The sequence below is a fragment of the Altericista sp. CCNU0014 genome (assembly GCF_044923475.1).
GTDB lineage: Bacteria > Cyanobacteriota > Cyanobacteriia > Thermosynechococcales > Thermosynechococcaceae > JAAURS01.
Window position 1 is genome coordinate 2,537,667 of sequence record NZ_CP137338.1, and the last position, 14,689, is coordinate 2,552,355.

The 14,689-nt window shown below is 49.4% G+C and carries 14 protein-coding genes; 11 read left to right on the forward strand and 3 right to left on the reverse strand.

Annotated features, from left to right (window positions below):
* Positions 1-96 precede the first annotated feature (96 nt).
* A complete protein-coding gene (locus tag R6H26_RS12400; RefSeq protein ID WP_404790693.1) occupies positions 97-3,735 on the reverse strand; it encodes an NB-ARC domain-containing protein in 3,639 nt (1,212 codons plus the stop codon).
* Between the two features lie 250 nt (positions 3,736-3,985).
* Between R6H26_RS12400 and R6H26_RS12405 the strand changes: the two genes are divergently transcribed.
* The 11 genes from R6H26_RS12405 to R6H26_RS12455 all read left to right on the forward strand — a co-directional run bounded on the left by R6H26_RS12405 (position 3,986) and on the right by R6H26_RS12455 (position 12,958).
* Positions 3,986-4,810, forward strand: a complete 825-nt coding sequence (locus R6H26_RS12405; protein ID WP_404790694.1) for an alpha/beta fold hydrolase — start codon at positions 3,986-3,988, stop codon at positions 4,808-4,810.
* Positions 4,811-4,908: 98 nt separating this feature from the next.
* A complete protein-coding gene (locus tag R6H26_RS12410) occupies positions 4,909-5,523 on the forward strand; it encodes an MOSC domain-containing protein (RefSeq protein WP_404790695.1) in 615 nt (204 codons plus the stop codon).
* Between the two features lie 128 nt (positions 5,524-5,651).
* Positions 5,652-6,389 (forward strand): SDR family oxidoreductase, encoded by a 738-nt coding sequence (locus tag R6H26_RS12415; RefSeq protein WP_404791309.1) that lies wholly within the window; start codon positions 5,652-5,654, stop codon positions 6,387-6,389.
* A gap of 73 nt (positions 6,390-6,462) precedes the next feature.
* A complete protein-coding gene (locus tag R6H26_RS12420; protein WP_404790696.1) occupies positions 6,463-7,218 on the forward strand; it encodes an SDR family oxidoreductase in 756 nt (251 codons plus the stop codon).
* A 70-nt stretch (positions 7,219-7,288) separates the two neighbouring features.
* Positions 7,289-8,047 (forward strand): flavodoxin family protein, encoded by a 759-nt coding sequence (locus R6H26_RS12425; protein ID WP_404790697.1) that lies wholly within the window; start codon positions 7,289-7,291, stop codon positions 8,045-8,047.
* A gap of 81 nt (positions 8,048-8,128) precedes the next feature.
* Complete coding sequence (locus R6H26_RS12430; protein WP_404790698.1) at positions 8,129-8,812, forward strand: type 1 glutamine amidotransferase domain-containing protein; 684 nt, start codon at positions 8,129-8,131, stop codon at positions 8,810-8,812.
* Between the two features lie 173 nt (positions 8,813-8,985).
* Positions 8,986-9,954, forward strand: a complete 969-nt coding sequence (locus R6H26_RS12435) for an SDR family NAD(P)-dependent oxidoreductase (RefSeq protein ID WP_404790699.1) — start codon at positions 8,986-8,988, stop codon at positions 9,952-9,954.
* A 98-nt stretch (positions 9,955-10,052) separates the two neighbouring features.
* Complete coding sequence (locus R6H26_RS12440) at positions 10,053-10,244, forward strand: SDR family NAD(P)-dependent oxidoreductase (protein ID WP_404790700.1); 192 nt, start codon at positions 10,053-10,055, stop codon at positions 10,242-10,244.
* Positions 10,189-11,058, forward strand: a complete 870-nt coding sequence (locus R6H26_RS12445) for an enoyl-CoA hydratase/isomerase family protein (RefSeq protein ID WP_404790701.1) — start codon at positions 10,189-10,191, stop codon at positions 11,056-11,058. The genes R6H26_RS12440 and R6H26_RS12445 overlap by 56 nt, the downstream gene beginning before the upstream one ends.
* A 52-nt stretch (positions 11,059-11,110) precedes the next feature.
* Positions 11,111-11,962, forward strand: coding sequence for an alpha/beta hydrolase (locus tag R6H26_RS12450; protein ID WP_404790702.1), 852 nt, complete (start codon positions 11,111-11,113; stop codon positions 11,960-11,962).
* 63 nt (positions 11,963-12,025) lie between these two features.
* Positions 12,026-12,958 (forward strand): DUF5996 family protein, encoded by a 933-nt coding sequence (locus R6H26_RS12455; RefSeq protein WP_404790703.1) that lies wholly within the window; start codon positions 12,026-12,028, stop codon positions 12,956-12,958.
* 64 nt (positions 12,959-13,022) lie between these two features.
* On the opposite strand, the gene R6H26_RS12460 is transcribed toward R6H26_RS12455, so the two are convergent.
* Together R6H26_RS12460 and R6H26_RS12465 are read right to left on the reverse strand one after the other, a co-directional pair.
* Positions 13,023-13,727, reverse strand: a complete 705-nt coding sequence (locus R6H26_RS12460) for a class I SAM-dependent methyltransferase (RefSeq protein ID WP_404790704.1) — start codon at positions 13,725-13,727, stop codon at positions 13,023-13,025.
* Positions 13,728-13,797: 70 nt separating this feature from the next.
* Positions 13,798-14,688, reverse strand: coding sequence for an NAD(P)H-binding protein (locus R6H26_RS12465; protein ID WP_404790705.1), 891 nt, complete (start codon positions 14,686-14,688; stop codon positions 13,798-13,800).
* Between the last annotated feature and the right edge of the window lies 1 nt (position 14,689).

Consider the following 14,689-nt stretch of genomic DNA (forward strand, 5'->3'; position numbering starts at 1 on the left):
CGGCCTCACATTTCACCACTCAAGATCCGCGAGTTAAGTACAGAGTTAAGTCGATTCGCCTCTAGGGAGGCTATGCCAAACCAGAGGAAGATGAGCTTATATCAAAGCTCCTAACGCTCTTAGTGTCGATTTTTGAGCGTTCGTCAAGCCGATTGCCCCTTGAATGTTCATACCTTCATACAGCCGATCGCCCATCAACGTCTTCATGCAGCGTCCGGTTGCGACATCCCAGAGCTTAATCGTTCGATCGTCACTACCACTCAAGACCACTCGATCGATGCCTGATGGTAGGCTAGCGTCAACAGGGCTAAAAATGACCGATGTGACCCCACTCGTATGTTCGTGCAACACGTTTAGGCAATTCCCCGTTTGTAGATTCCAGAGTCGAACCGTTCGATCGCCGCTACCACTGGCTAAGGTTTGACCATCTGGGCTAAGTGCAATCGACCATACGCCACTCGTATGTCCCTGCAAAACCTGTATGCATTCACCCGATTTCAGCTCCCAAAGGCGGATCGTGCGATCGAAACTGCCGCTGACAAGCTGTTGACCGTTGGACGCAAACGCTAACGAAAAAACGCCACCTGTGTGTCCCCGCAAAACCCGCAAACACTCTCCGGTTTGCACATCCCAAATCCGAATCGTTTGATCGGAGCTGCCACTGGCTAGCCACTGACCGTCTGCATCAAATGCGATCGCCCGTACACCATCCTTATGCCCCCGCAGTACCCGCAAGCATTGATGAGTTTGCATATCCCATAGGCGCACCGTTTGATCGTGGCTACCGCTCGCGAGAGTATCTCCAGTCGGATTGAAACAGACTGTCCAGACTGGTGCATCATGGGCTGACCACCGATTGAGAGAATCCGTTTGCACATTCCACACCAAAATAGAGCCATCTTGCCCATTGGTTGCTACCGTTTGACCGTCGGGGTTAAAGCTGATATCTGAAGTCCAACTGGTTAGAGAAGCGGTCGAATCGGTCGTTCTGCGAAAGGTTTTATAGGGGTGAAGCGGCGATATCTTGTCATCAAGTGATAAATCCCATAGATGAACCGTTGCATCCTGACCTCTGCTAGCAATGGTTTGACCGTTAGGACTCAGGCTAAGAGAACGGATTCCGCTGTTGCATCCACACCATGTTTTGAGACTTTGCCCGTGCAGATTCCACAGCCGCACCGTTCGATCTTGACTGGCAGTCACCATGAGATGATCCCTCAGCGCGATCGCCAGAATATCGTCAGAATGATCGTCCAGAACATTGATACATTGACCCTCTTGGACATTCCAAATGCGTACAGTGCCATCGTCGCTGCCACTCACTAAAATACCCCCATCGTCGCTAAACGCCATACCCCAAACCCAATTCTTATGCCCCTTCAGCACTGTTACATCAGATTTGGATGTTTGGGAGCAGAACGGCCTACACCAGAGGCGAATCGACCCATCAAACCCGCCACTGGCGATCGATCGACCATCCGGGCTAAAACGCACAGAATGAACGCCCTCAGGATGTTTTTGCAATACATTGAGACAGTCTCCATTAATGACGTTCCAAATCCGAATCGACTCGTCTTTGCTTCCACTCGCTAAGGTTTGACTATCCGGTGAAAAGTGAACTGAATAAATATTCTTTTGGTGCCCCTGCAAGATCTGAAGACAGTCCCCTTGGACATTCCATACTCTGACAGTTAGATCGTCGCTGCCACTCGCTAACCGTTGACCATCAGGACTAAAATTCACTGACCAAACACACCCGGTATGCTCTTTTAAAACCCGTAAGCATTGACCTGTCTGGACATCCCACAATCGCACCGTAGTATCTCCACCACTACTGGCTAGAATTTTGCCATCGGGGCTAAAGGCAACTGACAAAACCCAACTGGTATGACCGACAAAGGTTGTAAAGAGTTGAGTCGTCGCAATCTGCCAGAGATAGATCGATCCACTGTAATCGCCCACTGCAATCATTTGACCATCTGGGCTGATGTCAATTGACATGGCGCTATTCAAATTCTCTGAAAAAATTGACTGGGTTAGATCTGCATTTTGAAAATTGACCCCTGCCAAGCAGACTTGTCGCAGATCAGCCTGCTGCACGATGAGTTCGGAAAAATCGGAACCGCGCAAATCCACTTTAAGTTGCACCAGAAAATTGATCAGATTCCCTGCGGCATATCCTGCTTTGTGTCGCTGCTGTGCTAATAGTTGTCTTGCTCGCTCTTCAACCGCTGAAATATTTCCATAACACGATAAAAGCCATTCCATTACAGGCTGCATAATTAATCGCACCTGAATCTCTCGGATATAATCCTTGGTCTGTACCCGAAGCAAAGAATGGCTTTGCAGTACATCAAGCTGCTGGGTGACAAACTCGGTACAAACCTGCTGGACTAATCGTTCTGTGACATATTCCATGACCACAGGCTGCAAGAAAAATAACCCGTCTATTTTTTCTAATAGAGATCGCCGGAGTAGGGAATTGATCTGTTGAGGAATGCTTTGTTGAGCCGTTGAGCCGATCGCACTTTGGCGGATGTCTGCGATCGCAATTGGCTCTCGATAAATAGCAAACCAGTACAATATTTTCTGTTCCGCTTGCGAGAGGCGATTGAACTGACGCGCCAGCAAATCGCAGATGTCGTCAAAGACGAACGTTCCCTGGGCAAGATAGGTCAATACCTCGGCAATGTTGCCATCGAACAAATCTTGCGTAGCGGCTGCCACCATCTTCAGCGCCAAGGGATTGCCGCAATAGTGATTGATGAGGGTTTGCCACTGGGCTTCTGAACCTGTAAATGCCCCCTTTTGACGGAAGATAGCGCGTCCATCATTCGGCGTAAGCCCACTCAACAAGAAAGATCGAACCACACTCTGTTCGCCTTCCAACAGGGCGATTTCACGGGGTTTCTCGCGACTGGTCAGCAAGCAACAACTTTGGTGAGGGGTTTCTCCTAGCGTTCTTAAGAATTGCCCATAGGCTTCATATCCCGATCGCCACTGACCCGCTTGTTCGCTGTGCAAAATCGTTTCAGTGTTGTCCAAAATTAGGAGGCATCGTTGCGATCGCAAGTACTCCATCAACTTCGATAACTTTCCATCCAGCGATGCAGGGATAATGGGATCGTCACCCTGAAGCGGCATCAGAAACTTCAGCAGACTGGTGAGGAGGTCATCCAATGAGGGTGCGTTGGCAAGCGATCGCCACACAATTACATCAAATTCAGACTGCATTTGCAGTGCGGCTTTAACGGCGATCGTGCTTTTGCCGATCCCCCCAATTCCGAGCAGCCCCACCACACGGCAGCGTTCCGCCACTATCCACTGCCACAGTTGCGCCAGTTCTGTCTCACGACCGTAAAACACCGCAGCATCAACCGCATTATCCCAATCCTGCTGCGAATTTACCCGTGGGCTAGATAACGCTTCCCCCGACGCAATCGGAGAGACATAATCGGTCTTTGTTAATTCCAGAGCAAAGGATTGGAAGAGAATTTCTAATGACTGGCGATCGACCCCCAGTTCGCGCTTCAGAATTCGGGCAAGGGTGTTGAGCGAAAGTCCAGTGCGTTCGTTCAGATCTTCCTGGGTGAACCGTTTACCCCAGTTCGCCTGCGATTCTACCTGCTGCTTGGCTTCTTGCAACCGTTGCCATCCATGGGGCGACAGCACCACTCCCCTCACTCGTGCAGAAGAATCTCCATTACGCCTAGCTTTTTTGGAATTGGCAGTCATACTTTAGCCAGAAAGGGTAAAGGGAATCAACCTTCTGCAATGAAGGCAATCGCAACGTAAGGGTATCAGGTTTCAGAAATCTAACCTGTATTGCAGGGCAGTTTTACTCAAAGATCTACCTTTAGATATAGAAAAACGATCTCATCTTATCTCAGCGCTTAACACAGAGATCTTGAGTGTTCTGAATTGGGTTCAGATTGAACAATGAGATTAACGGATAGGCACATTGATATCTATAAGGAGTTTTGAGATGAGTACGTTCGTAACCCAGGATGGTACGCAACTCTATTACAAGGATTGGGGTTCAGGACAGCCCGTTGTCTTCAGCCACGGCTGGCCCCTAAATTCTGATAGCTGGGAAGCCCAAATGCTGTTTCTGGCCGATCGCGGATTTCGGGCGATCGCCCACGATCGTCGAGGACATGGGCGATCGAGTCAGCCCTGGAGCGGTAACGAGATGGATACCTATGCCGACGATCTGGCAGCACTCATCGAACATCTGGATTTACACGACGCGGTATTGTTTGGCTTTTCAACAGGGGGTGGTGAAGTCGCTCGCTATATTGGTCGGCATGGTACTGGACGGGTTGCCAAGGCAGGTTTAATTTCTGCGGTGCCACCGCTAATGCTAAAGACGGAAAATAATCCTGACGGACTGCCGATCGACGTATTTGATGGGTTGCGCTCTGGTTCCCTGACAGATCGCTCCCAACTTTACAAAGATCTGGCGAGTGGACCCTTCTTTGGCTTTAACCGTCCAGGTGCGGAAGTTTCCCAGGGCCGGATTGACTGGTTTTGGCTTCAGGGCATGATGGCAGGCCACAAGAACACCTTCGACTGCATCAAAGCCTTTTCTGAAACTGACTTCACCGAAGACTTAAAGAAGTTTGATGTACCAACGTTGATCGTTCATGGGGATGATGACCAGATTGTGCCGATTGGCCCCGCCGCGATCGCCGCTGCAAAACTGGTGAAAAATGCCACCCTCAAAATCTATCCCGGCGCACCCCATGGACTAACAGACACCCACAAAGATCGACTCAACGCTGATTTGTTGGAATTCATCAAGTCCTGATGTCAAGGTGCTGACAGGAGACATCACAGTTAAAGAACGGGTGGGGAGCAAATCTATTCCAGATAACAGAGGAAGAGACCTTAACCTTGGAGCTGGAAATGAAACTGATCTCTGTTAATGTCGGATTGCCACGTCAAGTAACCTGGAAGGGCAAAATTGTTAGCACTGGGATTTTCAAAGAGCCAGTCAACGATCGCGTGATGGTGCGATCGCTCAATTTAGACGGTGACGGACAGGCCGATCTGACCGTTCATGGCGGATTAGAGAAAGCAGTCTATGTCTATCCCTTTGAGCATTACGATTACTGGCGAGGTGAATTACCTGATATAGAGTTAACTCTGGGCAACTTTGGTGAAAATTTCACGACCACTGGACTGAGAGAAGAGGAATTGAACATTGGCGATCGCTTTCGGATTGGCAATTTAATTTTGATGGTGACACAACCACGACTGCCCTGCTACAAACTGGGGATTCGGTTTGGACGACCCGATATGGTGAAACGATTTCTGGCGAGTCGTCGAACTGGGTTTTACTTCCGTGTTTTGCAAGAGGGCGAAGTCGGAGTTGGTGACACTCTGGAGTTGGTGAGCCGAGATGATCAGCATATAACGGTTGCAGATATCACTCAACTTTATGTGCGTGAGGAAGACAATCCAGATTTACTGCACCGTGCTGCCCGTAGGGTGGGCACTGCCCACAAAGCTTTACTGTGAAGAGTTTTACAAAATGGTGGGCGATGCACTACTACTAATCTGTACCAATCGGTAAATAAATCACTGATTTGGCAGTCACACACCCAAAGGAGTAAACCATGACGACTACTGTAGAAAGAATTGTAACGATGAGCCAGGTATCTGGAAAAAGCATCATCATCACAGGAGCAAGCAGCGGCATTGGAGAAGCAACCGCCAAACTGCTAGCAGAACACGGCGCAAAGCTGATGCTGGCAGCCCGACGAGAAGATCGACTTGAGAAACTTGTGGCAGAGATTGAAAGCGCAGGCGGCACCGCAACCTATCAAACCGTCGATGTGACCCAGCGTAACCAGGTTGAAGCCTTAGCAGAAACCACGCTAGAGCAATACGACAAAATTGATGTGTTGATCAACAATGCTGGCATCATGCCGCTGTCTCGTCTGGATCAACTAAAAGTAGACGAATGGGAACGCACAATCGATATCAACATCAAAAGCGTACTGTATGGAATTGCCGCCGTTTTGCCGCATATGCAAAAAGCGCAAAGCGGACACATCATTAACATTGCTTCTGTTGCGGGTCACAAAGTCTATCCCAGTTCAGTCGTGTATTGCGGCACAAAGTTTGCCGTTCGTGCCATTTCAGAAGGCTTGCGTCAAGAAGTTGGAGCGCATATTCGCAGCACGATTGTTTCTCCTGGAGCCGTTGCAACAGAACTCACCAATTCGATTAGCGATCCGGAAGCTGCCAAAAACATAGATGCTCTCTATGAAATGGCAATTCACCCAGAAGCAATCGCCCAAGCTATCCGTTATGCGATCGAGCAACCCAAAGAAGTGGATGTAAACGAAATCTTGATTCGCCCAACCGCTCAAGAACTGTAATTCAACACGATTCATGAACCGACTGTGAATCAGCTTTTTAGTCAACGCTCGTTGAAACAGAAGGAGAAGCACAATGATACTTCAAGATAAAGTGGCGTTAGTCACTGGCGGAACTTCAGGAATTGGTCGTGCAACCGCGATCGCCTATGCCCAACAACAAGCCAAGGTGGTGGTGGTGGGTCGTCGAATGGATGAAGGTGAAGAAACAGTTCGATTGATCAAAGAAGCTGGCGGAGAGGCGATTTTTGTGCAAGCAGATGTCACCAAAGAAGCCGATGTTGAAGCAATGGTTGATAAAGCGGTTGGCGTTTTTGGTCGGTTAGATATTGCGTTTAATAATGCCGGAACTGTCGGCGAAAATCCCTCATTGATTGAGCAAACAGAAGCGGAATACGATCGCATTATGAACGTCAATGTCAAAGGCGTTTGGTTGTCGATGAAACATGAAATCGCTCAGATGTTGAAACAGGGAAGTGGTGCGATCGTCAATACGGCATCTGCGAATGGAGTCATTGGACTTCCCGGCGTACCCCTCTACACCGCGAGTAAACATGCAGTCGTAGGCTTAACAAAAGCTGCTGCACTCCAATATGCCAAAGCGGGTATTCGCATCAATGTCGTTGCACCAGCAGTAATCGAAACAGATATGTTTGAAGTAGCTACAGGTGGGCAGGATGAAGCCAAAGCTTACATAACAGGACTTCACCCGATCGGACGAATTGGAACGCCGCTGGAAGTTGCCAATGCAGTCCTGTTTTTATCATCTGACATGGCATCGTTCATAACCGGTGAAACGTTGATGGTAGATGGGGGGTATGTAGCGCAATAGTAAAGGATGAAGCCAGCAGGGTGGGCAGTGCCCATAAAACCATTTACTTATACAGAAAATTTGAATAACAATGTCAAAACAGCTAAAACAAATAACTGAGAATCAGTGCCAAAATGCACTAGCAAAATACGACGATCTCAAAGCTCTTTTTTTGAACTGCACTCTAAATAGAACTCCTGTTTTATCTCATACAAGAGGCGTAATTGATATTGCTAAAAATATTTTTGAAGCTAATGGAGTTCAAACCAAAGTTATTCGACCTGTAAACTACGAAATAGCTGCGGGACTTGGGCTAGATATGTCCCAAACAGATGAATGGGATAAAGACGATTGGCCGATAATTCAAAAAGAAATTGATGAAACTGATATTTTGATCTTATGTACTTCAGTTTGGCTAGGAGAAAAAAGTTCTGTTTGTAATCGAGTTTTAGAAAGAATGTATGGTTACACTCATGTTTTAAACGAAAAAGGGCAATATCGAGATTATGGAAAAGTCGGTGCAACCCTAATCACTGGCAACGAAGATGGTGTCAAACATTGCGCCATGAATATCTTATTTTCTCTTTCTCATATTGGTTATACAATTCCTCCCCAAGCTGATGCAGGATGGCTAGGAGAAGTTGGACCTGGCCCTTCTTATCTAGATCCTGGTTCTGGTGGCCCTGAAAACGATTTTACCAACAGAAACACAACTTTCTTAGCTTGGAACTGTATGCATTTGGCAAGAATGTTGAAAGATAATGGCGGAATTCCCGCACATGGAAACCAACCTGAAGTTTGGGATGCAGGTTGTAAAAGTGATTTTAAAAACCCAGAACATAAAGTTTAGGGCGTTTTCGATCACGCCAGATCGTTGAGAAAGTAACCCGAAGACTAGATCGTGTTTAAGCACTTAAAATGGAGGTTTGCTATGAAAATTCTCATTGTTCTCACATCTCATGACCAACTTGGCGATACCGGAAAGAAAACTGGTTTCTGGCTGGAAGAGTTTGCTGCTCCCTATTACGTGCTGAAGGATGCGGGAGTAGCGATCGCGGTGGCCTCACCGAAGGGCGGTCAGCCGCCGCTCGATCCGAAAAGCGATCTACCCGAATTCCAGACCGAATTAACGCAGCGGTTCCGCACAGACACCTCTGCACAGGCTGAACTTGCCAACACGAAAAAGCTAGCCGAGGTGTCCGCAGACGATTTCGACGCAGTCTTCTACCCCGGCGGACATGGCCCGATGTGGGACATGCCCGACAACGCGACATCGATCGCTCTGATCGAAGCCTTCGTGAAGTCCGACAAGCCAGTCGGTGCAGTGTGTCACGCGTCGGTCGCGTTGGTCAATGTGCGCGGCAAGGACGGCGAGTATCTGGTCAAAGGCAAGCGCGTGACCGGGTTCACGAATGAAGAAGAAGAAGCGGTGGGATTGACCGCAGTCGTACCTTTCTTGTTGGAAGATCGGCTAAAGGAACGGGGTAGCCTCTACAGCAAAACCGCCAACTGGGTTCCCTATGTCCAAGTAGACGGGAAGCTCGTGACCGGACAGAATCCGGCTTCTTCGGAACCCGCAGCGGAAGAGTTGCTGAAGCTGCTTCGCTCTGTTTGAGCTGAGCCTTTGTCACGGGCGCGAGCCTCAGAATGCAAAGATTTATCTGCTCGATGCCGGACAGTTCGCGCTAGAGACACATGCAGAGGAGGAGGCAACTTTGATCCGCACGTTCCTCGATAGCGCGATCGGTTCCACCACTGTGAAAATCTAACTCAGTAAAGGATGAAGTCATGACCCCAAAATATGGCCCCAAGACAACGTCCGACGAAGTGCTTTCCGGCGTTGATCTCAAGGGAAAGCGATTTCTCATTACGGGTGTATCGTCGGGCATTGGGCTTGAAACCGCCCGATCGCTGGTTTCTCACGGCGCTAGTGTTGTTGGCGCGGTCAGGAACCTCGCTAAAGCTGAGCCAGCCACTGCATCGGTTCGTGATGCCGTGTCGCAAGGAGGCGGCAGGCTGGAATTGATCAATTTCGATCTGGCATCCTTGCAAAGCGTTCGCGCCTGCGCGAATAAACTGTTGGCTGACGGTCAACCGTTCGATGCCATCATCGCTAACGCTGGCGTTATGGCAACTCCGTTCGGTCGGACGATCGACGGCTTTGAAGTCCAGTTTGGGACGAACCATCTTGGGCATTTCGCCCTGATCAATCAGATCGAGCCGCTGCTCGCCGCTAATGGGCGGCTGGTGGTTTTGTCGTCGCTCTCGCATCGCGGTGCCGATATCGACTTGGACGATCCGAATTTCGAGCAGCAGGACTACGATCCATGGGTCGCTTATAGCCGATCAAAAACCGCCAATTCACTGTTCGCTGTGGAGTTTGACAGGCGGCATCGCGATCGCGGCATTCGGGCTGCTTCGGTGATGCCCGGAAACAGTCTGACGAATCTACCCCGCCATTTCTCGCCGGAGGACTTGCAGGGACTTTTGAAGGCTGTTGACGCAGCGCGAACGGAAGCGGGGCTGCCGCCGAAAGAGTTGAAAGAAATCCCGCAGGCAGCCGCGACATCGGTCTGGGCAGCAGTCGTGGCTAACAAAGACGAGATCGGTGGACATTATCTCGAAGATTGCGCGATCGCACCGATCGATGACACACCCAACCCGTTTGCCGACGGTGTCAGGTCGTATGCGCTCGACGCGAACAAAGCCAAGCAGCTTTGGGCGAAAAGCGAGGAATTGATCGGCGCTGCGTCTTAAAGGTTATCGCGCACATCTAAACGCAATAATCTATTCCACTTTCGTACTTGGATGAACACTCACAAGAATGCCTGATTGACGTATAAGCGTTAATCACCATGCCTTACGTTTCCCGTAAACTCAACCAGGAAAACACCATGTCACAAAAACTCTCAGGAAAAGTTGCGCTTGTCACTGGCGGCTCCAGGGGCATCGGGCTTGCCACAGCCCAGTATTTCAATACCGAAGGTGCGTATGTCTTCAACACAGGTCGTCGCCAAACTCTCTATATCACTGAAGGGCGTCATTAACCCGATGAAGAAACTACAGCTTACCCGTCATACCCCCTCCCATCTGCGGGTATCGATCGACAATCCGCCCCTTAATCTCTTCGATCCAGAGATGAGTGATGCGTTGCAGGAATTGATTAATACGATCGAGGGCGATGAGAATCTTAAAGTCGTCGTGTTCGACAGCGCCGTGCCGGACTATTTCATGGCGCATGTCGATCTCGCCAGAGTGGCCGAACTGAGCACCGAACCTGGCCCCACCGGGTTATCGCCCTGGCCAGATGTCGCGCTGCGATTGCAACGTGCACCATTCGTGACAATCGGAGTCCTGCGCGGTCGCGCTCGTGGTGTGGGCAGCGAATTCCTCCTTGCCCTCGACATGCGCTTCGCGAGCCGCGAGCGCGCCATCCTCGCACAGATCGAAGTGGGCTGTGGCATCATCCCCGGTGGCGGCGGGCTGGAGCGGCTGCCATCACTGATCGGTCGCGCTCGTTCTATGGAAGCTATCATCGGCGGTGATGATTTTGATGCGGACACCGCAGAACGCTACGGCTGGGTCAATCGCTCAATTCCAGACGCGGAGCTTGACGGTTTTGTCGAGCGGCTTGCCCAGCGCATCAGCGGGTTCGATCGCCAAGCCATTGCCACCGCGAAACAATCGATCAACCAGCGAACAGGTCTCCCGACGTTGGAAGACATCAGAAGCAGCGAGACAAAATTTTTTGAAGCGGCGTCTCGCCCTACCACCCAGGCACGCATCGAATCATTGTTGCAAAGTGGATTGCAGCAACCTGGTGATTTTGAACTGCGTCTCGGTGAACTTCTCGGATCCTAACTTCAAACCATGCTCGAACTCACGCCATTAGGAATTACTCAGGAATAGCATTATGTCATCCGAAAATACCACCAAGATGCCGATTGTCTTTGTTCATGGTCTCTGGCTTCATGCAGAGTCCTGGAATCCCTGGATCGAGTTCTTCCAAGAGAATGGTTATCACGCGATCGCGGCAAGCTGGCCAGGAGATTCAGAAACTACCGAGGCAACGCGCAAGAACGCTGATGATGTTGCAGGCTATGGCGTAACCGCGATCGCCGACCACATTGCTAAGCAGATCGAAAAGCTGGATCGCAAGCCAATTCTGATTGGACATTCCTTTGGCGGAATCCTGGTACAAAACCTACTGGGTCGCGACCTTGCTGCCGCTGCGATCGCCATCGATTCTGCGCCACCCAAGGGCGTCCCCGAACTGCCGCTCTCAGCCCTGAAGTCTGCATTTCCAGTTCTGAGCAATCCCTTGAACTTCTGGCGCGCGGTGTCCCTAACCGAGCAACAGTTCCGCTTCGGCTTTACCAACGCCGTTTCAGAACAGGAAGCGAAGGAACTGTACGCAAAGTATGCGATGCCAGCCCCTGGACGACCGTTGTTCGAGGCGGCCACGGCAACCTTGAACCCCAATGCAGCAACAACGGTCAATGTAGCAAACGCAACTCGCGGTCCGCTGCTGCTGATCTCAGGCGCAGAAGACAATACAGCGCCGCCAGCGATGGTCAAGAGCGCGCTCAATCTGTATCACAGGAAGTCAAAGGCAGTAACTGAGTTCAAGGAGTTCGAGAATCGAGGTCACTCACTGGTTCTCGATCGCGGCTGGCGAGAACTGGCCGAATACAGCCTAGGCTGGCTGCGGTCTAAGCATCTCCGATCGGAGGATGGAGTTCGTATGCCGATCGACAAATTATGACTCGTCGCTCGGTATCTACCCAGTGAGGTAAATATTTTAATTTAAACATGAGGAAATCTTTGTATGGTCGTTTCCACTGGCAACCTACCTTCTAAAACCCTATTTCCGAGTTTGCCCCTATCGTCATGGCAGGATACTTACACTGTCCTGCACCTCTGGACTCAGATTGTCGGCAAAATCCGACTGGCACTGTCTCCTAAAATCAATCACTGGTGGCAATCGACTCTCTATGTAACCCCCCGTGGGTTAACGACTGGCACAATTCCTTATCAAACGCGCATCTTTGAAATCCGATTCGACTTTATCAATTCTCAGTTGCACATCGAAGCAAGCGATGGAGCAATCCAAAAAATCAATTTAGTAACGCGTTCGGTGGCGGAGTTTTATCATGCAGTCATGGCAGCATTAAAAGCGATCGATATTGAAGTCTCAATTTGGACGATACCCCAAGAGATTGTAGATCCAATCCCATTCGATCGAGACGATCGCTATTTTGCTTACGATCCAGAATCCGCACGACGCTTTTGGCAAGTTTTAGTTCAAGTCGATCGCATTATGACGATGTTTCGAGCAGACTTCATTGGTAAATCCAGTCCCGTACATTTCTTCTGGGGCAGCTTCGATCTTGCAGTGACCCGCTTCTCTGGTCGCGCCGCTCCCCAACATCCTGGTGGAGTGCCAGGAATGGCCGACTGGGTAACGCGGGAGGCATATTCCCATGAAGTGAGTAGTTGTGGCTTCTGGGCAGGCGGCGGGGAGGTGACGGATCCGATCTTTTATGCCTATGCTTATCCCGAACCGGACGGGTTTTCGACTTACCCAATCCAGCCTACAGAAGCGTTTTACCATACCCAGATGCACGAGTTTATTTTACCCTATGAAGCCGTGCGACAAGCGACCGACCCTGAGGCGATGCTGCTGAAGTTTTTACAGAGTACCTACGAGGCAGCCACAAGTTTAGGCAAATGGGATCGCGCAACGCTAGAGCGCGACTGAATGGGCTACAACTGCTGAGTGCTGAACTGAGCAAAGAGAGCCAAAACAATGGTTATAAACTTCTTCAGGAAGAGCGTTTTGCATACCAAGCACGAATGAGTAAAGTTTGAAAAAACAAAACAGGCGATTCAAATCCACCGTTTGCGAGGATTGCTTCCATTGTTTGCGGTGATAGTAACGCGACATCCCTGCCATATGAGACGCGGAATTGCTCGACTTCTTCAACAGGCATTTCAGAATATTTAAGCATTCGCAGCCAAACTTCTAGTAGACTTTGATACTCTGGAGTAGACATATCTGCAACCAAATCGGAACTCACCAAATACCCTCCAGGACTCAACCTTGTCGCGATTTGACGAAAAAAATTGCTCCGCTCATCTTGCTGCATGATGAAATGAGAAACCAAAAGACATGTTGCTGCATCGAAAGCATCCGAGGCGGGAAGTGAATCGAGATAGCCTTCGTAAAACGTACAACGCGATGCAATCCCATGTTCTGCTGTCTTTTGGCGACAAATATCGAGCATCGCTGCCGCAGGCTCGACCCCAGTAAACTGCCATTGGGGAAAGTTTTGAGCCAGATAAATTAATTCCAAGCCAGTTCCCACACCGACGCAGAGAATTCGTGCATCGCTAGGAAGTTCAGACAGGATCGTACGGATTAGTAAATGAATTGCATCGCGCAGGGGAGCTAATTTGGCAAATCTTCGATCGTAAGATGAAGCACGGTTTTGGTCAAAAATAATAGATGATTCTCGATCTTGGCTCATAAATTTAGCTCGTAAAAGTGAATAGTTTTGAGAAGAAGGTGAGACACAGGATCTGTGATGATGTCGATCTCTAAAAAGCCGCCGCAAATTCTTTGGCAAAATCTGCCAGCTTGACTTTGCCCATCACTATTGGTTTATTGCAATAATAATCTTCTGCCAATAAACCGCTATGAAGACTGGCATACATTTCAACTAAACCAGCAGCAATTTGTGGATTCATCCCAGCGGATTCTAAATCTCCGTGCATTTGTGCGTTGCTAATAAGTATCCATTTCAGATCGGGCTTGCCAATTGCCGCACCCAAAATACGCGCAGTTTCGTGACCTGTAAGTTCCTCACTTGCTACATACCGTACTTTTCTGCCAACAAGCGGCGTTGCTATTTCTTCCGCAATTACAGCCGCAATATCGATTGGCGAAACCCAAGGAATCTTGTCATCTACACCGTAGTTGACGGCGATCGATCCCACCGCTTTTATCATTTCTACATAGCCGAATAAATTGTAGTAGAAAGAAGTGGGGCGCAGATGAGTAATAGCGACATCCAATGATAATTCGTTCAGAATCTGCTCTACATCGTGGGCACCAAGTAAAATTCCCGAACCTTTCTCTAAATGAGCACCAATGCTGCTTAGATTCACCACACGTTTTACGTCCGACTGTTCGATTGCTCGTGCATAGTTGTTACCAAGTCGGCGATAATATGCCAACAGATCGAGGTGAAGATCGAAGTAGTTATTGGGTGGAACCATACAATACACGGCATCTGCACCTGAAAAAGTGGACACCAAGAAATCGACATCTTCTAATGAGCCAATGGCGGCGGTAGCTCCCAATGCTTCAATGTTAGCTTGCTTTTCCTTGTTGCTGCTAATAACTGTAACGGTATGACCTTGTGCTACTAACTCTTTTGTCAATGGCTTGCTGATGTTTCCGAGCGAGCCTGTTACTATTATCTTCATG

Excerpts from the sequence above, each read along its gene's own strand:
- R6H26_RS12460 (WP_404790704.1), bottom strand. The coding sequence starts at position 13,727 with ATGAGCCAAGATCGAGAATCATCTATTATTTTTGACCAAAACCGTGCT.
- R6H26_RS12405 (WP_404790694.1), top strand. The coding sequence starts at position 3,986 with ATGAGTACGTTCGTAACCCAGGATGGTACGCAACTCTATTACAAGGAT.
- R6H26_RS12445 (WP_404790701.1), top strand. The coding sequence starts at position 10,189 with ATGTCTTCAACACAGGTCGTCGCCAAACTCTCTATATCACTGAAGGGC.
- R6H26_RS12425 (WP_404790697.1), top strand. The coding sequence starts at position 7,289 with ATGTCAAAACAGCTAAAACAAATAACTGAGAATCAGTGCCAAAATGCA.
- R6H26_RS12430 (WP_404790698.1), top strand. The coding sequence starts at position 8,129 with ATGAAAATTCTCATTGTTCTCACATCTCATGACCAACTTGGCGATACC.
- R6H26_RS12450 (WP_404790702.1), top strand. The coding sequence starts at position 11,111 with ATGTCATCCGAAAATACCACCAAGATGCCGATTGTCTTTGTTCATGGT.
- R6H26_RS12440 (WP_404790700.1), top strand. The coding sequence starts at position 10,053 with ATGCCTTACGTTTCCCGTAAACTCAACCAGGAAAACACCATGTCACAA.
- R6H26_RS12465 (WP_404790705.1), bottom strand. The coding sequence starts at position 14,688 with ATGAAGATAATAGTAACAGGCTCGCTCGGAAACATCAGCAAGCCATTG.
- R6H26_RS12420 (WP_404790696.1), top strand. The coding sequence starts at position 6,463 with ATGATACTTCAAGATAAAGTGGCGTTAGTCACTGGCGGAACTTCAGGA.
- R6H26_RS12400 (WP_404790693.1), bottom strand. The coding sequence starts at position 3,735 with ATGACTGCCAATTCCAAAAAAGCTAGGCGTAATGGAGATTCTTCTGCA.
- R6H26_RS12410 (WP_404790695.1), top strand. The coding sequence starts at position 4,909 with ATGAAACTGATCTCTGTTAATGTCGGATTGCCACGTCAAGTAACCTGG.
- R6H26_RS12415 (WP_404791309.1), top strand. The coding sequence starts at position 5,652 with ATGAGCCAGGTATCTGGAAAAAGCATCATCATCACAGGAGCAAGCAGC.
- R6H26_RS12455 (WP_404790703.1), top strand. The coding sequence starts at position 12,026 with ATGGTCGTTTCCACTGGCAACCTACCTTCTAAAACCCTATTTCCGAGT.
- R6H26_RS12435 (WP_404790699.1), top strand. The coding sequence starts at position 8,986 with ATGACCCCAAAATATGGCCCCAAGACAACGTCCGACGAAGTGCTTTCC.